Origin of the sequence: Cryobacterium frigoriphilum, from assembly GCF_004403305.1 — a bacterium.
Taxonomy (GTDB): Bacteria; Actinomycetota; Actinomycetes; order Actinomycetales; family Microbacteriaceae; genus Cryobacterium; species Cryobacterium frigoriphilum.
Genome location: NZ_SOHE01000006.1, coordinates 60309 through 78975, shown reverse-complemented (window position 1 = coordinate 78975; position 18667 = coordinate 60309). Strand labels below are relative to the sequence as shown.

Annotated in this window: 13 protein-coding genes and 1 pseudogene; 7 read left to right on the top strand and 7 right to left on the bottom strand. The window is 68.9% G+C overall.

Annotated elements, in window-relative coordinates:
- Positions 1-749 precede the first annotated feature (749 nt).
- Positions 750-1337: a hypothetical protein gene (locus tag E3T55_RS01030; RefSeq protein WP_134517725.1), complete on the top strand. Its 588-nt coding sequence runs from the start codon at positions 750-752 to the stop codon at positions 1335-1337.
- A 66-nt stretch (positions 1338-1403) separates the two neighbouring features.
- On the top strand, positions 1404-2417 hold the full coding sequence (locus E3T55_RS01025; RefSeq protein ID WP_134517724.1) for a carbohydrate kinase family protein: 1014 nt from the start codon (positions 1404-1406) through the stop codon (positions 2415-2417).
- Positions 2418-2643: 226 nt separating this feature from the next.
- Here the strand turns inward: E3T55_RS01025 and paaZ are convergent, their stop codons facing one another.
- Genes paaZ through E3T55_RS01010 form a run of 3 tightly spaced genes read right to left on the bottom strand, consistent with a single transcriptional unit; the run spans position 2644 to position 6937 of the window.
- Complete coding sequence (gene paaZ, locus E3T55_RS01020) at positions 2644-4749, bottom strand: phenylacetic acid degradation bifunctional protein PaaZ (protein ID WP_134517723.1); 2106 nt, start codon at positions 4747-4749, stop codon at positions 2644-2646.
- On the bottom strand, positions 4746-5720 hold the full coding sequence (locus E3T55_RS01015) for a 3-hydroxyacyl-CoA dehydrogenase family protein (RefSeq protein WP_134517722.1): 975 nt from the start codon (positions 5718-5720) through the stop codon (positions 4746-4748). The genes paaZ and E3T55_RS01015 overlap by 4 nt, the downstream gene beginning before the upstream one ends.
- Before the next feature lie 32 nt (positions 5721-5752).
- Complete coding sequence (locus E3T55_RS01010) at positions 5753-6937, bottom strand: thiolase family protein (RefSeq protein ID WP_134517721.1); 1185 nt, start codon at positions 6935-6937, stop codon at positions 5753-5755.
- Between the two features lie 181 nt (positions 6938-7118).
- Between E3T55_RS01010 and E3T55_RS01005 the strand changes: the two genes are divergently transcribed.
- Positions 7119-7643 (top strand): hypothetical protein, encoded by a 525-nt coding sequence (locus E3T55_RS01005; protein WP_134517720.1) that lies wholly within the window; start codon positions 7119-7121, stop codon positions 7641-7643.
- 96 nt (positions 7644-7739) lie between these two features.
- On the opposite strand, the gene E3T55_RS01000 is transcribed toward E3T55_RS01005, so the two are convergent.
- The 3 genes from E3T55_RS01000 to E3T55_RS00990 all read right to left on the bottom strand — a co-directional run bounded on the left by E3T55_RS01000 (position 7740) and on the right by E3T55_RS00990 (position 11377).
- Positions 7740-9938: a DEAD/DEAH box helicase gene (locus E3T55_RS01000; protein ID WP_134517719.1), complete on the bottom strand. Its 2199-nt coding sequence runs from the start codon at positions 9936-9938 to the stop codon at positions 7740-7742.
- Positions 9939-10170: 232 nt separating this feature from the next.
- A complete protein-coding gene (locus E3T55_RS21120; RefSeq protein WP_134517718.1) occupies positions 10171-10323 on the bottom strand; it encodes a pentapeptide repeat-containing protein in 153 nt (50 codons plus the stop codon).
- The gene (locus E3T55_RS00990) at positions 10253-11377 is read right to left on the bottom strand and encodes a GTP-binding protein (protein ID WP_134517717.1); all 1125 of its coding nucleotides are present in this window, start codon (positions 11375-11377) and stop codon (positions 10253-10255) included. The genes E3T55_RS21120 and E3T55_RS00990 overlap by 71 nt, the downstream gene beginning before the upstream one ends.
- A 52-nt stretch (positions 11378-11429) precedes the next feature.
- Here E3T55_RS00990 and E3T55_RS00985 point away from each other — a divergent pair, with 52 nt between their 5' ends.
- The 4 genes and pseudogenes from E3T55_RS00985 to E3T55_RS21055 all read left to right on the top strand — a co-directional run bounded on the left by E3T55_RS00985 (position 11430) and on the right by E3T55_RS21055 (position 15396).
- Entirely contained in the window at positions 11430-11552 is a 123-nt protein-coding gene (locus E3T55_RS00985) for a ribosomal protein bL36 (protein ID WP_134517716.1), read from the top strand.
- Positions 11553-11661: 109 nt separating this feature from the next.
- Complete coding sequence (locus E3T55_RS00980; RefSeq protein WP_134517715.1) at positions 11662-12789, top strand: alpha/beta hydrolase; 1128 nt, start codon at positions 11662-11664, stop codon at positions 12787-12789.
- 647 nt (positions 12790-13436) lie between these two features.
- Positions 13437-14630: pseudogene (locus E3T55_RS21060) on the top strand (M23 family metallopeptidase); the annotation flags it as partial.
- Positions 14631-14730: 100 nt separating this feature from the next.
- Positions 14731-15396, top strand: a complete 666-nt coding sequence (locus tag E3T55_RS21055; RefSeq protein WP_134517713.1) for a DUF4232 domain-containing protein — start codon at positions 14731-14733, stop codon at positions 15394-15396.
- Positions 15397-15405: 9 nt separating this feature from the next.
- Here E3T55_RS21055 and E3T55_RS00965 read toward each other — a convergent pair whose 3' ends face one another.
- Entirely contained in the window at positions 15406-18636 is a 3231-nt protein-coding gene (locus tag E3T55_RS00965) for an efflux RND transporter permease subunit (RefSeq protein WP_134517712.1), read from the bottom strand.
- Positions 18637-18667 lie beyond the last annotated feature (31 nt).

The window sequence follows — 18667 nt, the reverse complement described above, 5'->3', positions numbered from 1 at the left end:
AGCTACGACTTGGTCCCGCTTGAGGCCGGCAGCTGAACAGCTTTCCGAACCTGTGGGGTACGTGTGATTACATTACGCACCCCCCGCAACACCGTCAATTACAAGCCACACCCCGGGCGTGTCGCCCCACCCCGCACCCACCGACCCACAGGACGGCCCACCCGGTTTCGACCAGCGCGCTACGCGCGCAGGCTCAACCAGCGAGGATCCGCTGGTTGAAGCGCGACGAAGGAGCGGTCGAAACCAACCTCGGAACGCACGGCCGGGTCTTGAGGCCGGCGTGCGCGGTTTCGACCAGCGCGCTACGCGCGCAGGCTCAACCGACGGAGGAGGGATCGGCGATCACGGCGTGACGCACCACGACGGCTTCGCGGTCGGGGCAGCCCCGCACGGCAGGATCCGTGGCTAATGCAGGAAAGGTATGGCCACCCAGCATCCGCAGACCCGGACCTGTGCGGCACCACCCGCGCAACCCACCAATCTTCCTGAATTCGCCACCACAGCAGCAGCGGGATCGATGAAGAGTGAGGTGTGGGACGATGGGGCGGCGATGATGAGGCGCAAGTCCTCATTTTGACGGACTGCGGGGGTGGAACGGGCGCTGGTACCGTTGTCGCACACTGAGCTTACGGACCGCGAAATCTTAGCGTCCGGGCCCGGACGATTCGCGCACGGAGCACAGCACTCAGCACGGCTCGAGCGCACCGATAGGAATGTGACGGAACAACCCAAGCCTGGAGCGCCGACCCATGCGGATTACCTGCCCCTATTGCCAGTCGGATGCCCGGCTGTCGCCGAATCCGGAGCACACCGTGCGGGATGCGCTGCCGGTCTACCGGTTGACGTGCAGCGGGTGTGACCGCACCACCGTGCGTCCCGACAACCAGGAGCTGCTGCTCGTCGCGCTCGTCGGCACGCGCCACGGCTGCGGGGAGCACGAGCTGACCGTGGCGGCGGAGGAGACCCGCAGCATCCGCTTTCATACCGACCCGAGCGGGCAGCGTACCCCGGTCGTGGAACACACGGCCCTGCTCGAGGGCATCACGCGGGGGGCGGAAGCATCGCGATCGTTCAGTCTGCTGCTCGTGACCGAAGAGGTCGGGGCGCGGTACCACTCGGCGAACGGCAACATTCCCTATCGCGCGGTGCGCGGCTGGATCGTGACCGACGGCGAGATCCGGGCGCTGTCCCGCGAGGAGGTGTGGGAGGTCAGCTGCCGGGACAACGGCCTCGATCTGCCCCTCGACCCGGAAGCCGGGGTGCACTACGTGGATGCCGACGCGATCCCGCATCCGTATCGCTGGCAACTCTCCCCTGCGGCTCGCGTCGCCTTGTAAGTCCGGAAGTCTGAACCCACCCGTACTCACCCCGCGATTGGGGCACGGCGGCAATACACTCACACCATGCCGTTGAACCCTGCCGCCCTGACACCTGATGCCCCGAGGCCTGCCGCCCCGCCGCCTGCCGAACTGATCGTCGTCGGCGAGGCGCTCGTCGACGTCGTCACGACCGCCACCGGCTCGGTCGACTACCCCGGGGGATCCCCCATGAACGTGGCGATCGGGCTGGCCCGGCTCGAGCACCCCGTGCAGCTCGTGACCCGAATCGGCTCAGACCTGCGGGGAGCGGCGCTGCAACGGCACATCGAGCAGTCGGGCGTTGCCCTCTTTCCCGGTTCGCTGCGGGACGAAGCCACCTCGACCGCGACAGCGCTGCTCGACTCCGCGGGCGTCGCCAGCTACGACTTCAACATTCACTGGTCCCTCGATTTTGTCGAGCACCTGCCGACAACGCCGTTGCTGCACCTCGGCTCGATCGCGGCGTTTCTCGAGCCCGGGGCGACGGATGCCCGGCGCCTGCTGAGCGAGGCCGCCCGGTCCTCGGGCGGCGCCGGTACCATCGTCACCTTCGACCCCAACATTCGGCCGTCGCTGCTCGACTCCCACGCGGATGCCGTGGCGACCGTCGAAGACCTGGCCGCGCTGTCGACGGTCGTGAAGCTCAGCGACGAAGACGCGCGCTGGCTCTACCCGACCCTCACGGTCGACGCGGTGCTGGACCACCTGCTGACCTTCGGGCCGGCACTCGTGATTGCGACCCTCGGCGGCGACGGTGCCCTGCTGGCCACGGCGGCCGGCGAGCGGGTCGCCGTTAACGGAGTCGCGGTGGAGGTAGCCGACACGATCGGCGCGGGCGACTCCTTCATGAGCGGAGTGATCCACCACCTCGCGCGGCTGCTCGAGACCGGCACAGCGCCGGGGGCACTGCGTGACGGAAGCGTCTTCACCCGCGCTGAGCTGCTGCGTGCCGGCTCGTTTGCCGTGCGCTGCGCGGGAATCACCGTCTCGCGCACCGGCGCGAACCCGCCGACCCTCGCCGAGTTGAACACCCAGCACGGGGACTCCGTCGCGAACTGAGCTCGTGCTCTGAGCTCGTGCTCTGAGCCTGGCACCACGACTCAACCGAGGCGCGGTCACGGGCCGACCCCGGAGACCCGCGGCCCGCGTTCCGCCAGGGCCAACCTGTGCCGCGACTTCACCGGGCCTGACGAGACCGGCCTGACGAGACCGGCCTGACGAGACCGGCCTGACGAGACCGGCCTGACGAGACCGGCCTGACGAGACCGGCCTGACGAGACCGACGCTAGTGCTTGGCGACGAGGGTGAGCACGTCGTACGACGCGACGAGCTCCTCTTTCTGATTGGTCAGCACGGCGTCCCAGCGCACCTCGCCGTATTCGTCGGTCTCCCGCGGGGTGATCTGCTTGGCGGTGAGAGCCACGCGAATACTGTCCCCGGGCGAGACCGGCGTCACGAAACGCAGATTTTCGAGGCCGTAGTTGGCGAGCACGGGGCCGGGAGCCGGGTCGACGAAGAGACCGGCGGCCCAGGACACGAGCAGGTAGCCGTGGGCGACCCGGCCGGGAAAGAACGGGTTCGCGGCGGCGGCCTCCTCGTTCATGTGCGCGTAGAAGGTGTCCCCGGTGAACTCGGCGAAGTGCTCGATGTCGTCGAGACTGACCGTGCGGGCATCCGAAACGATCTGGTCGCCGATTTTCAGTTCGGCGAGGCTCTTTCGGAACGGATGCCGCGCGCCGGTGTGCCGGGCGGCACCCTGATGCCAGATGCCGGTGATGGCGGTGAGCATCTCGGGGGAACCCTGAATCGCGGTGCGCTGCATGTGGTGCAGCACCGCACGGATGCCGCCGAGTTCCTCGCCGCCGCCGGCGCGGCCGGGGCCGCCGTGCACGAGCTGCGGCACCGGCGAGCCATGCCCGGTGGAGGTGCGGGCATCGTCGCGGTCAAGCACGAGCACCCGGCCGTTGAACGCCGAAATTCCCGTCATGAGCTCGACGGCGATCTGCGGGTCGTGGGTGGCGATGCTCGTGACGAGCGATCCGCCGCCGCGCCGCACGAGGTCGATGGCCTCCGCGACGGTCTCGTAGCCGAGCACGCTCGAGACCGGGCCGAAGGCCTCGACCTCATGCACGGCGGCAGCCTGGGCGTCGGCGAAGCGCAGCAACAGTGGAGCCACGAAGGCGCCGTGCGGGGCGGGCGCGATGGCGCCGTTCGCGTGGGTGACGAGCGGGGCATCCGTCGTTCCGATGACGAGTTCACCGCCGGCCTCGACGAGTAGGCCGACCTGGCGCAGCACCTCGTCGCGCTGGTCGATCGAGGCGAGCGGGCCCATGGTGACGCCCGGCGCGCGGGGGTCGCCGAGCACGGTGCGCGCCTCGATGCGGGCGCGCACGGCGGCGATGACATCGTCGACGGTGGCCGCGGGCACGATGACGCGGCGAATCGCGGTGCACTTCTGGCCGGCCTTGACGGTCATCTCGGTGACGACCTGCTTGACGAAGGCGTCGAACTCCGGGGTTCCGGCGACCGCGTCGGGGCCGAGCACGGAGGCGTTGATGGAGTCGGTCTCGCCCGTGAACCGCACACCGCCCGTCTGCACGGAGTCGTTCGCACGCAGTTTCTCGGCGGTCGAGGCTGAGCCGGTGAAGGCCACGAGGTCGCCGAGGCGCACCTCGTCGAACAGGGTGGGCACGCTTCCGGAGACGAGCTGCAGCGAGCCGGCCGGCAGCAGTCCGGAGTCGACGAGGATACGCACGAAGGCTTCCGTGACGTAGCCGGAGGGGGTCGCGGGCTTCACCAGGGTCGGCACGCCGGCGAGAAAGGCCGGAGCGAACTTTTCGAGGGCGCCCCAGACCGGAAAGTTGAAGGCGTTGATCTGCACGGCGACGCCGGGGAGGCGGGTGTAGATGTGGCGGGCCAGAAACGAGCCGTCTTTCGAGAGCGGCTCGACGGGGCCGTCGACGTAGACGTGCGCGTTGGGCAGGTCGCGGCGGCCCTTCGAGGAGTACGTGAAGAGCACGCCGATGCCACCGTCGATGTCGACCATCGAGTCGATCTTTGTCGCGCCGGTGCGGCTCGACAGCTCGTAGAGCTCGGGCTTGCGCTCGGTCAGCAGCAGCGCCATCTGCTTGAGCAGCATGGCCCGCTGATGAAAGGTGAGCTCGCCGAGCGAGGCCTGGCCGACGGTGCGGGCATACTCGAGGGCGGCGCCGAGGTCGAGGCCGGCGGTGCTGACCCGGGTGACGAGTTCACCGGTAGAGGCGTCGCGCACGTCGACGGGTGCAGCGGCTGCGGGGGCAGACACAGAGGCGGAGTCGGTTGCCGGGGTCCACCAGGCGCCCTGCACGTAACTCGGCAGCACGGTGTTCGGCAGGATCGGTGCGGCGTTCATCGGGTCTCCTGTGTGGTCAGCGCGGTGCGGTGGGTGGGTGCCGGGGCCTCGGCGACTGCGTTTTCGGCGACTGCGTTTTCGATGCCCGGCCAGGCATAGAAGCCCTGGCCTGACTTGCGGCCGAGCTTGCCCTCGGCGACGAGTCGACGCAGCAGGGCTGGCGGTTCGAACCGGGCGCCGAGCTGGGCGTGCAGGTACTCGGCGATGCCGAGGCGCACGTCGAGGCCGACGAGGTCGGTCAGTTTCAGCGGTCCGACCGGGTGCTTGTATCCGAGCACCATGGCGGCGTCAATATCCTCGGCGGAGGCCACGCCGTCTTCGAGCATGCGCATCGCCTCGAGACCGAGAGCGACGCCGAGCCTCGACGACGCAAAACCGGGAGCGTCGCTGACCGTGATCGGCGTCTTGCCGAGGGCCGCGACCCAGTCCTGGGCATCCGCCACCAGCTCGTGGCTCGTGAAGGTTCCCACGACAATTTCGACGAGAGCGGATGCGGGCACCGGGTTGAAGAAGTGCATGCCGAGAAACCGGGCCGGCCGAGTGAGTTCGGCGGCGAGGTCGTTAATGGCGATCGACGAGGTGTTGCTGGCGAGTGCGGCGCTCGCGCTCAGCACCGCTTCGACGCGGCGCAGGGCGTCGACCTTGAGCTCGAGCACCTCGGGGACGGCTTCGACGACGAGGTCACGATCGGCGAACAGCGCGAAATCGTGGCCGACCACGAGTCGATCGCTGAGCTCCTGCAGGGTTTCCCCGGTCGCGCCGCGGGTGATGCTCGCGGTGACGGCGCGCAGCACCCGCTCGCGGGCGGCATCCGCTTCGCTCGCGTTGCGTTCGACGAGCGTGAGATGCGCGCCGGCGAGCAGAAAGGCGTGGGCGATGCCCGCTCCCATGCGTCCGCCGCCGAGCACGCCGACGCGGTCGGGCACGCCGTCTTCGCCGCGGTCGCCGATTTCGAGTCCTACTGTGGTCATCGCACGTTCCTCCAGGTCTGTGGGCATGTCAATCAGACTCGTTCCAAAATCAGGGCCGAGCCCTGGCCGACGCCGACGCACATCGTGGCGAGGCCGTGCTGGGCATCTTCGCGTTCCATTCGGCCGAGCAGGGTCACGACCAGTCGGGCGCCGCTCGAGCCGAGCGGGTGACCGAGGGCGATCGCGCCGCCGTCGCGGTTCACGATTTCTTCATCGAGTCCCAACCGACGGATGCACGCGAGCGACTGGGTCGCGAAGGCTTCGTTGAGCTCGATCGCACCCAGATCACTGATGCTCAGTCGACTGCGGGCGAGCACCTTCTGGGTGGCCGCGACGGGGCCGAGGCCCATGATCTCGGGGGCCAGGCCGACACTTGCGCCGAAGACGATGCGAGCGCGCGGCACCAGGCCGTAACGTTTCACGGCCTCACCGCTCGCGACGAGCACCGCCGAGGCGCCGTCGTTCAGCGAACTCGCGTTGCCGGCCGTGACGACGCTGCCACCCGCGACGATGGGTCGCAGTGCGGCGAGCCCCTCGAGGCTCGTGTCGCGGCGCGGGCCCTCGTCAACGAGCACCTCACCGTTTTTCGTCGGCACGCCGACGATTTCATCGACGAAGTGGCCGGCATCGATCGCGGCGGCGGCGCGCTGCTGGCTGCGCAGGGCGAAGGCATCCGCTTCAGTGCGCGTGATGCGGTCGACGCGGGCGACCTCCTCGGCGGTTTCGGACATCGAGAAGGTGGCCTTGTCGCGGGCGGCGAGGCGGGGGTTGACGAAGCGCCAGCCGATGGAGGTGTCGAACTGCGGGCCGGGTTTGGCCCAGGCGCGGTCGGGTTTGCCCTGCACCCAAGGGGCGCGGGTCATCGACTCGACACCGCCCGCGACGATGAGGTCGGCGTCGCCGGCCCGGATCGCCTGCGCGGCCATCGTGATGGCGCTGAGCCCGGAGGCGCAGAGGCGGTTCACGGTGATGCCCGGCACATGGTCGGGCAGACCGGCCAGCAGGCCGGCCATGCGGGCCACGTTGCGGTTGTCCTCGCCGGCCTGGGTGGCGGCGCCGAAGATGATCTCTTCGATCAGGGAGGGGTCGACGCCGGCTCGGCGCACGGCCTCTGCGACGACGAGCGCCGCGAGATCGTCAGGGCGTACCTGGGCGAGCACTCCCCCGTAACGTCCGACGGGCGTGCGTGCTCCTCCAACGAGGTAGGCCTCGGCCATGTTTTCTCCTGACAGCTCTGTCGGTGGGGCGGTCGAACCGTGTTTATCACCGAGAAATAAGTGACCGACCGTTCGGAAAGTAATTCTGTCAGATCACGGGGTTCGCGGCAAGCATCAGAAATTCACCAACTGGGGATGCCGGGCAGCCCCATTCGCGGCGGCTCTGTGCAAACATGAACCCATGGCCAACTACCGCCCCGTCGGAGATGACTTCGTGCGGCCCACGCCCCCGCGTCTCGGGCGGATCGCGGCCCTCGAAGTGCAAGCCGGAATCAGCGAGGGCGCGCTCGAACTGCCCAGCCTGCTCGACCCGGTCGGCCCGATCGACTTCGTCGACGTGAGCTACGAAATCCGCGGTGGCGCCGAACACGGCCGCGGTCTCACGGGCGCCGTGCGCACCTTTCTGCACCCCGAGGACACCTCCTGGGCGAGCGTCGAACGCCTCGCCGCGAGCCACGTGTGCGATCGGGTGCGTTTCGACACCCGCGAGGTCACGGAACCGGTACCCGAGTGGGAACGGGTCGTGGTGCGCGTCGACGGCACCAAGCTCGCGGCCCGGTATTCGATCTGCAGCGGATACGAGGCGGTCGCCTTTCGCGCCGGCGACCGCATCGTGAGCAGTGTCTTCTCGGTCTTTGACGCGTCCCTGTTCGACTCGTCGTTTCGCACGTTCATCTGGCCGCGGCCCGGTTCCTCCCACGAGTAGGCAGTTTGTGCTCACTCGCGGCACCGAAAAGGCGGCATCAAAAAGAGGGGCACCCTCCGCTGTGCGGTGGGTGCCCCTCGGGTTGAGCGGGTCTAGCTAGACGTTGGCGAGTTCCTGGATGGCGGCGTCACCGGGGCCGGCCGACATGTAGCTGGCTTCGATCTCGGCGCGGTCGAGCAGCTCGTCCATGCGGCGCTTGCGCTGCTTCGGGATGAGCGTGACGACGGTTCCGGTCTTGCCCGCGCGGCCGGTACGGCCCGAGCGGTGCAGGTACGTCTTGTACTCGTCGGGCGCGTCGGCCTGGATGACCAGGTCGATGTCGTCCACGTGGATTCCGCGAGCCGCGACGTCGGTGGCGACGAGCACGTTGACGCGGCCGCTCGTGAGCATCTGCAGGTTGCGGGTACGGCGGGCCTGGTTCAGGTCGCCGTGCAGGCTCGTGGCCTTCACGCCGGCGTCTTCGAGCTGCTCGGCGAGCTGCTCGGCATAGGCGCGGGTGCGGCTGAAGATGAGCGTCTTGCCGTCGCGGTTGACGAGCTCTTCGATGATGCGGCTCTTGTCGCGGTGCTCGATGACGAGCACGCGGTGGTCGATCGTCGAGGAGGCCTGGTCTTCACCGGCGACCTCGTGCACGGCCGGGTTGGTCAGGAATTCCTTGACCAGCGAGGCGACACCCTTGTCGAGGGTGGCCGAGAAGAGCAGCTTCTGGCCGCCGGACTTGGTCTGACGCAGGATGCGCTGCACGGGCTCGAGGAACCCGAGATCGCACATGTAGTCGGCCTCGTCGAGCACGGTCACGACGACCTCGGAGAGGTCGAGACGACCCTGGTCGATGAGGTCTTCGATGCGACCGGCGGTACCGATGATGATGTCCACGCCGCGCTGCAGAGCGCTGACCTGGCGGTACTGCGGAACTCCGCCGTAGATCTGGGTGGTGAAGAGGCCGACGCTGCGGGCGATGGGCTGAATGGTGCGGTCGATCTGCAGCGCGAGCTCGCGGGTCGGGGCGAGGATGAGCGCGCGGGGCTTGCGGGCCATCTTGCGGTCCTTGGCGCCGTTGTTCTCCATCAGCTTCTCCACGAGGGGAGCGCCGAAGGCGATCGTCTTGCCGGAACCGGTCTTGCCGCGGCCGAGCACGTCGCGGCCGGCGAGCACGTCGGGAATGGTGGCGGCCTGGATCGGGAACGGAGCCGCGGCACCCATGGCGGCGAGCTCGCGCACGATGTTCTCGCCGAGGCCGAGGTCGCCGAAGCTCACACCAACGACATCGGATGCCGTCGTCGCGATGGCTTCGAGGCGCTCGAGGACGACGTCGTCGCCACCGGCGAAGGTCGGCTTGGCGCCGTTTTCACTGCGCTTGGGGTAGAACTTGCTGTCGCCGTCGTCCGAACGCGAGGGACGGTCGTTACCGAAGTCGCGGCGGGGCGGGCGGTCGTCGTTGGAACGGCGCGGCGCGCGATCTTCGTAGCTGCGGGGAGCGCGCTCGGCGCGGTCGCCGTATGAGGGGCGTTCGGTGCGGGCCGGACGCTCGCTGCGGTCACCGTACGACGGACGATCGTTGTTGTAGGCCGGGCGCTCGGTGCGCGGGGCACGGTCGCCGTAGGACGGACGCTCCGTGCGGGCCGGACGCTCGCTGCGGTCACCGTACGACGGACGATCGTTGTTGTAGGCCGGGCGCTCGGTGCGCGGAGCGCTGTTGCGGTCGCCATAGGAGGGGCGGTCGTTGTTGCGGTCGTTGTTGTATGCAGGACGATCCGTGCGCGGGGCGCGGTCACCGTAGGAGGGACGATCGTTGGAGCGGGCCGGACGGTCGTTGCGGTCGCCGTACGACGGACGGTCGCCACGGGGAGCGCTGCTGTTGCGGTCGCCGTAGGACGGACGGTCGTTCGAGCGGGCCGGACGGTCGTTACGGTCGCCGTACGACGGACGGTCGCCACGGGGAGCGCTGTTGTTGCGGTCACCATAAGACGGACGGTCGTTCGAACGCGCCGGACGGTCGTTGCGGTCGTTGTTGTAGGCCGGGCGCTCGGTGCGGGCTCCGGTCGCGGGACGTTCGGAGCGGCCGGCGCCGTAGGCGGGGCGGTCTCCGTAAGCGGGGCGCTCGTTGGCCTTCGCGGCGCGCTCGTCGGCGTTCCAACGGGCCTTCTTGGGCGCACCCTCGTCGGCACGGAAACCGCGGTGACCGGGGCTCTTGCTGCCCTGATTGTTCGAGCCGCCCCGGTTCGGGGCGCCCTTTGCAGAGTACTTCGGGTCGTAGTTCTTACCGCCGACGGCGGGATTCTTGCTCTGAGGCATAGAAAAGTTCCTGGGTTATGTTCAGTACATGGCAGAACAACGTCGCACAGCGACGTAACTGAGAACCCGGGCAGTCTATGGCCGGGGCCGTTCACATACAGTGATTTTTCACCAGCGGATTACTGGGAAACCGGCCCAACTTGACTTACAAACCCATCTGCGCACACGTGAAGAAAGCGCAGTGTCAAGAGCCGACTTGTCTACGCTACCGGACGATGGGCACAATGTCACGTCATCGCCAGAAAATTGTTGCAATCAGATCAGTGCCAATCAGATCAGTGCCAATCAGATCAGTGCCATTCAGATCAGTGCCATCAGTGCCGGTGCTGCAGGTCCCAGGCGGGAAACGGATCGAGCGTTGCGCTCCAGTGAACCGGGCCGGCAAGAAACTCGGCGTCGTTCAGCAGGCACTCGTTGAGGTTGCGGGTGAGCCGGTTCACGTCGAGGTTGCGGCCGAAGAAGGCAATCTCCTGGCCCCAGGTCGAGTCGGGGTCACTCGTGAGCATGCCGGTTGGCTCGAAGGTGACGGTGCCGCCAACGCTGCTCCAGGAGCCCACCACTCCCGGCCGCGAGGCGAGGCGAAACAGCCCCCGTGAGCGCAGGATATCGCCAGACTCCCCCGAGCGATTCGCGAAGAAGTGGGCGAGCCGGGCGGGATGGAAAGGCCGCACGTCGCGGTAGACCACACACGACAGTCCCTGCGGGCTCTGCGACAGCAGCGCGTCACCGTTGAGCTGACGCACCCAGCCGGGGCTGCGGGCCAGCCAGGCGTGCATGTCCCGCCGGGGCGCCGGCCAGGTTGCCGCGGCCCCCTCGCCGTGGATTGCGAAGACAATAAAGCTCGAGGGGTTCAGCAGCCGCACGAAGTCGCGAATGTCTCCGCAGACCGCGCGGCGAACGAGGTCGCTCTTGTTGATCACGACCACACTCGCCCACTCGATCTGCTCGACGAGGGCGTCGCCGCGGGTGCGGTCAGAGGGGGTGCGGTCAGCGGGGGTGCGGTCAGCGGGGAGGCGATCGAAGGAGGCCTGGCCCACAGAGCCGACCGCGGCATCCGTCGGCGAATCGGGCACGGACCCGTCGCTCTGCAGGTCATCCCAGAAGCGGGAGGCGTCGAGCACTGTGACGAGATCGCCGAGACGCACGGTGGGCGCGCCGCGCTGTTCGTCGCGGTCGGGGGCGAGAAAACTCGCGACCTCGAGCGGGCCGATCGAGGGGTGCGCCTCGACGAAGACCTCGCGATTGCCGGGCACCGCGCTGCCCTGCCAGGCCTGCCACGGCGCCAGGGCGAGCGGGCTGTCGGCGAGGGTATCGGCATCATCGGGCAGGAGGGCGCGCGGGTGAATCGCGGTGCCTCCGAGGGCACGGGCGACGGATGATTTACCCGCGCCGGAAAGGCCGCTCACCACGTTCACCCTCAGGAAATCTTCTGTCTGCATGCCTGCTAACCTAATTGATAGTGGTTATCAATAAGAAATCGAAAGGACAGGCATGAAGGTTCGTAACTCGCTCAAGAGGCTCAAAATGGTTCCCGGATCGCAGGTCGTGCATCGCCGCGGCCGGGTGTTCGTGATCAACAAGCTCAACCCGCGCGCGAAGGCTCGCCAGGGCTGAGCACCACGCCCGGCGACGGTGCTGCGTGCCGATTCTGCCCGGGCGGGCGGCTGGCGTATTCTCAGGACACACCGCTCCATTGGCGGCCCGACCGTCCGTTCGGAGATTCGTGACCACTCGCCCCCGCCCCTCGGGCCGGCCTCGCCTGCGCCTGATGCTCGGGGTGGGCACGGTTGCGATCGTGGGGACGATGCTGCTCGCCGGGTTTCACACCCAGCTGTCCGAGCTGCGGCCCGATGACCGCAGCGACGAGGCCAGTGAGCTGGTGACCCCCGCGATCGTGGGCATCCGCACGTTCCTGCCGGCCGGGGACGTGCAGATCGATGAGGACGTCGAGTACGCGACCGAGCTCGACGGCACCCCGCTGACCCTCGACGTCTGTTCTCCGGCCGAAGCGACGCCAACTGCCACCGCCACTGCCAGCGCCGGCGCGGAGGCCGCGGCCGCGCAGACGGAATCCGCAACGCCGGCCGCGACCGACAGCGCCGATGCGGCCGACGACGCCGACGCCGATGCCGATGATTCGGCGAGCGCGGAGTTGCGCCCCGCTGTGCTGTCGATTCACGGCGGCAGCTGGGCGCGCGGCGACAAGGCCAACAGCGATTGGCGCACCGTCTGCGAGTGGCTCGCGAGCGAGGGATTCGTGGCCTACTCGGTGAATTACCGGCTCGTGCCCGACGTGGTCTTTCCGGCGGCCCTCGATGACCTGACCGCGGCCGTGAGCTGGATTCGCGACGACGACAACGCCGAGAAGTACGGCATCGACCCCGACCGGATCGGCGCGTTCGGCGGCTCCGCCGGCGCCAACCTCGCGGCGGTACTCGGCGCGACCGGTTCCGGCCCGCTCACCGACGGCGCCCGCGTCGCCGCGATCGCCGCGCTGTCCGGCCCCGTGGACCTGACCTACGACGGGCTCGTTTCGATCGGGGCGAGCGACAGCCTGCAACAGATTGCCCGGGAGTACGTGGGCTGCGACTCGCTGCAGGACTGCGATGCGGCGACCGAGGCATCCGTCGCCGACGCCCTCGACCGTACCGATCCTCCCGTCTTCATCGCCACCTCGGAGCAGGAATACGTTCCCCTCGTGCAATCGACGGACTATGCGGATGCCCTCGCCGACCTGGATATCGACCATGAGCTCGTCACCGTTCCAGGGACACTGCACTCGATCGGAATTCTCGACGAAGCCATGCGCGCGCGGGTCGCGACGTTTCTGCACCGATACCTCGGCATCTAGCCCCCGTAAATTCATACCGCGTCGATTCACCCCCTTTATGGGGCGACCTGACGCGTCGCGGTTGTGAGGTCGCGCACCGGCTGCAATACTGTCGCCGCCGACCCTCCATGTCGGTCTTGAACACGGTGTGAACAAGCAGCGCGCCTGAACAAGCTGCGCGTTTCGAATGTACGAAAGTGGGGTCACGAGTGCGCTCACAGCCGAGCCTCCGTCGCCCTGTCACCGTCTTTTCTGCCTTCTCTGCCTTCTCTGCCTTCTCTGCCTTCTCTGTGGGACTCGGTCTCAGCGCGCGAGCGCTGGCGGTCTCACTGGCGCTCGCGGTGATTTTCGGCCCGGCATTCGGCCCTGTTGCTGCGGCGAGCGCCGCCGAGTCGAGTGCCGCGACCCGTTTCGATCTGACCAGGCCAGACGTGCATCCCGCGCCCCCGGCCGCACACCCTCCCGCGGCACCCCCCGCTGCCACTCCCGCCGCCACTCCGGCTGACCCGCCACAGCAACCTCCCGCAGCCACTCCACCAGCGACGGCTGCGCCGACACCGACACCGCCCGCGATACCGACGCCGACGCCGTTCGCGACACCAACGCCGAGCAGTCCCCCGCCGGCATCCGCTGGGCCGCCACCGCCACCGGTCGTGGTGCCCGTGCCGATGGCGGGGCCAGTTCCGGGGCCTGTTCCTGTTGTTCCCGTGTCGGTACCGACGCCGCCCGCGAACCCGCCCACCACCCCGCCCACCGCAACGACGATGACGCCCTCCGAACCGCAGGCCGATCCGATTCCGCAGACCGCTCAGCTCCCGGCGGAGTTCGCGCTGCAGTCCGCGCTCGTCGCCGCCGAACGCGCAGCAGCGAGTGCCGCAGAGCGTGCGGCGGCCGCGGAGCGGGCATCCGCTGCCCGAACCGCGCGCATCATGACGGCGCTGACCGAATATGACGCCGCAATCGTCGAGGTCGACACCGCCACCCGTGCCGCAGCAGACGCTCGCGCCGACCACGAAACGGCCCTCAGCCAGTCCGCTCTCGTGCACCGGCTCGCCGACTCAGCCGGCCGCACCGCAACGGCCTCGCAGGTGTCGCTCGCCGGTCTGGTGCGGGCGATGGCCCAGGGTGAAGCCGGCACGGCAACGGCCGATGCCCTGCTCGACGGCGGGCCCGATGCCAATCTGCTCTACCGGCTCGGGGCGCTGGATCGGCTCGGTTCCCTGACGGAGAACATCCACACGGTGCGGGCACGCGTCGTGGCCGAGCGACAGCGCGCCGACGACCTCGCCGAGCAGGACGCCGCGCTCGTGATCGCCCTCGACCCGGCCCCGGTCGCGGCGGCCGTGGCCGCTGTGGCGACCGCCACCGCCACGGCCGACGCCAGCCGCGAACGCCTGCTCGCGCTCGGCGCCGAGCTGTCGATGAGCACAGCGGTGTTTTCCAGCACCGGCGTGACATTCGCCTCGCTGCTCTCGGCAGCGGATGCCGGCCTGCTGAGCGATCAGGGCTGGGCACGTCCCGCGGTCGGCCGGGTCACGAGCGGGTACGGTTCGCGCCCGGACCTGCCCGTTGCGGGCGTCGGCGCCGTGCACTTTGGAACCGATCTGGGTGCCGCGTGTGGCGCGGGCGTTTACGCGGCGACCTCCGGAATCGTCGCGGCGGTCGGCGAGGCCGGCGGCTACGGCAACTGGATCCTGATCGACCACGGCGAGGGAGTCGCGACCGGATACGCCCACGTCGCCACCGCGTCGACGCGGGTCGTCGTCGGCGAGCGGATCTCGGCCGGCCAGGTCATCGCCGAGATCGGCAGCACCGGCGCGTCGACGGGGTGCCACCTGCACTTCGAGGTGCGCCTCGGCGGAATTCGGGTAGATGCGGTGCCGTTCCTGCACTCCCGCGGCATCCGCTTAGCCGCCCCCTGCTCACTCGTGTCAACGGTTGCGAGGTGTGGGAGGGTGAGGGATGGGGAAAATACGCAAGACCGGGACTTTTGTGCTCAGCGCCGCCACGCTCGCCGTGCTGGCGGGGTGTGCGGGAGCGGCCGGGTCCGGAACGAACGTCTCCGGCGCGGCCACGCCCGCCGCAACACCGACCGCCACCTCCACGCCCGAGCCGTCGGCGTCGCCTGCGCCGTCACCGAGCACCTCCTCGCAAACGGGCTCCACCGGGGTGTGGAAGATCGGCCCGAACGGCGAGTGCGACGCCGGCCAGCTCGAGTTCGCCCTCGAATCTCGGCCGATGGAGAGCGGCATGAGCCAGTTCTACTGGAACCTGCAGCTGACCAACACGAGCGACACGGCCTGCACCCTGACGGGCTACCCGCAGGTGCAGCTCGTGAGCTCGATCACCGAGACGGGAATTGGCGCCTCGGCCGGCCGTGACGCCGGGGCGGGGCAGGCGGAGGCCGTCGTCGACATGCCGATCGGAGCATCCGCTTATAGCCTGCTGCACCTGCGCCAGGCCGGCGTCTACGACTGCCCGATCGTGCCCGTGGCCGAGCTCGCCGTGACCCCGCCTTACTGGGACACGTCGCGGGCCGTGGCCACGCCAAACGAGATCGACGGCTGCGACGACCTCACCACCGAACTCGTGACCGCGGGCCCACTCACCGCCACTCCCCGCGAGTGAGCGCTTTCCTCACATGGCGCGGGTAGCGGATGCGGGGTGCGTGCGGCCGCGGGCCAGCGCACGACGCTCACGCGGGGACTCCACGACGAAGTAGAGCACCGGCAGTACCACGAGGGTGAGCAGCGTCGACGAGACCAGGCCGCCGATCACCACGAGCGCGAGCGGCTGCGAGATGAAGCCGCCCTGCCCGGTGAGGCCGACCGCCATCGGCAGCAGCGCGAAGATCGTGGCGAGCGCCGTCATCAGAATGGGGCGCAGGCGTCGACTCGCACCGTTCACGAGCGCGTCGTGCACGGACTGGCCGCGCCGCCGGTACTGGTTGACGAGGTCGACGAGCACGATCGCGTTCGTCACGACGATTCCGATCAGCATCAGCACGCCGATCAGTGAGGGCACGCCGAGTGGGATGCCGGTGATCACCTGCAGCGCGATCGCGCCGGTCGCCGCGAACGGCACCGAGACGAGCAGCAACAGCGGTTGCAGCAGCGAGCGGAACGTGGCGACCATCACGATGTAGACGATGAGAATGGCCACGAGCATCGCGATGCCGAGTTGTTCGAAGGCCTCGGTCTGGTCGGCACTGACGCCGCCGAGCTCAGCACTAGCGCCGGACGGCAGCGGGGTGTCGGCGAGGGCCGCGGTGATCTCGGCGTTCGCGGTGCCGAGGTCGTCGCTCGACGGCGTCGCCGACACCGTCGCGGTGCGCAGCCCCTTCGTGGTCGTGAGGTTCGACGGCCCGTCGACCTGGGCCACGGTCGCCAACGCGCTGAGGGCGACGGTGCCCGTGCGGGTGGTGATGGGCAGGGCGGCGAGCTCGGCCGTCGTGGCGGGCGGGGCATCCGCCTGCAGATACACCGACAGCGAGCGCTCGTCGATGACGATCGACCCGATCACGCTCGGCTGCATGGCCTGCGAGACGAGGGTGCCGAGGGCGAGCTCGCTGAGGCCGGCCTCGGCGGCGGCGGCGCGGTCGACCGTCACTGCGAGGTACGGCCGCGAGGCCGCGAGATTACTGGTGCTCTGCTCGATGGCGTCGAGGCCCGACACCGCGGCGAGGATATCGTCGGCGGCGACCTGCAGGTCGGCATCCGTTTGCGCGGTCACGTTGATTTCGATGTCGGAGCTGGATCCGAACCCGTCGGAGGCGGCGATCGTGATTTCGCCGGCGCCGTCGAGGGCGTTCAGCTCGGTGCGCGCGCGGTCCTGCACGGTGTCGGCATCGACGCTGTCGTCGGTGGTCACCGAGTAGCTGACCGTGCTCGTCGAGGGGGCGCCGCCGCGGAACGCGCTCTGCAGGTTGCTGCCGCCGATCGAGACCTGAACGATGCTGACCCCGTCGAGGCCGCGCAGGGTGTCGTCGACGGCGACGGATGCCGCATCCTGCGCCGCGAGGCTCGTTCCGACGGGCAGCACCTGGCTGACCCGGAAGGTGTCCTGGCCGGTCGAGCCGAGAAAGTTGACCTTCATGAAGGGCAGCAGGGCGACGGTGCCGCCGAGCACCAGCACGGCCAGCAGCAGGGTCGCGACGAAGTGCCGCAGGGTCCAGCCGATGATCGGCAGGTAGCCCTTCTGCAGCCGGCCCGGGTTTTCGGCCAGTTCGGGGGCCCGGTCGGGGGCCCGGTCTGGGGCCCGGTCTGGGGTCGGTTCGGCGGTAGCGGATGCCCCGAGCTCGGTGCCCTGCGGGTTCGCGGCGGGTTTCGGCGCCCGGAGGAACCAGTACGCGAGCACCGGCACGATCGTCAGCGCGACCAGAAGCGAGGCGAGCAGCGCGATCGTCACGGTCAGGGCGAAGGGGCGAAACAGCTCCCCGGTCGAGCCGCCCACGAACGAGATCGGCAGAAACACCGTGACCGTCGTGATGGTCGACGCCGTGATCGCACCGGCAACCTCGCGCACCGCCGAGATGATGGTCGCGGCGCGGTCGGAGCCGGCCACAAGGTGCCGTTTGATGTTCTCGATCACGACGATGGAGTCGTCGACGACCCGGCCGATGGCGATCGTGAGCGCGCCGAGCGTGAGGATGTTGAGCGAATAACCCACGGTTTGCAGGCCGACGAAGGTGATCAGCACCGAGGTCGGAATCGAGATCGCGGTGACCAGCGTGGCCCGCACCGAGAGCAAAAAGACCAGAATCACGAGCACCGCGAAGACCAGGCCGAGGATGCCCTCCTGAGTGAGGGCGTCGATGGACTCCTGAATGAAGGGAGCCTGATCGAAGACGACCGTGAAGGTGGTGCCGGCGACGGCGCTTTCAAGCCGGGGCAGAAGGTCACGCACGGCCGTCGAGACGTCGACCGTGTTCGCCGCGGGGACCTTGGTCACGGCAATCGTCAGGGCCGGTTCGCCGTTGACCCGGGACACACTCTGCACGGGGTTGTCGACGAGAGCGACCGCGGCGACGTCGCCGATGGTCGTCAGAGCGGGGGCCGCGGCCGCGCCTGCTTCAGCAGCGGATGCACCCGCTGCGGCCGCGCCATCCGTCGCCGCTGTCGTGCCGATAGCCGGGCCTATCACCGGCAGCGCCGCGATCTCGTCGACCGAGCCGAGCTTGCTGCCCGCCTGCACCGAGAGGGTCGTGTCGCCCTCGGTGATGGCGCCGGCCGGAATCAGTGAGCCGTTCTGCTGCAGGGCGTCTCGAATGGCCTGCGTGCTCAAACCCCGAGCGGTGAGTTCGTCGACGTTCGGGGTGATGGTGACGCGCTGGCCGACATCGCCGACCAGGGCGGCCTCCCGCACGCCGTCGACATCGCGGATGTCGCCGAGCACGCTGCGCCGCAACTCGTCGGCGAGGGTCGCGTTGTCGCCGCCGGCAACCGCGAGGGAGATCACCGGGAAGTCGTCGATGCTGCCGCTGATCACCTGCGGGTCGAGGTCCTCGGGCAGGGTCGCCTTGATGCGGTTGATGGCCTGGCTGATGCGGGATTCGGCCTTGACCAGGTCGGTACCGTAGGTGAACGTGGCACTCACGAGCGAGGCGTTCGTGCTGCTGGTCGTGGTGGTCGTTTCGAGGCCTTCGAGGCCCTGGATCGCCGTCTCGATCGGCGTCGACACGTCGTCGTTGACGACCTCGGGGCTCGCGCCCGGGTAGCTGGTCGACACGAGCAGCTGCGGCAGCTGCAGCGAGGGAATGAGTTCCTGCTTCAGGCTCGTCAGCGCAAGGCTGCCGAAGACCGCGGCCACGATGGTGATGAGCGCGATGAGCGCCCTGTTCTTCATGCTCAACACGGCGAGAAAATGCACGCGCTCAGTCTGTCAGTCCGAGCGGCGGGGA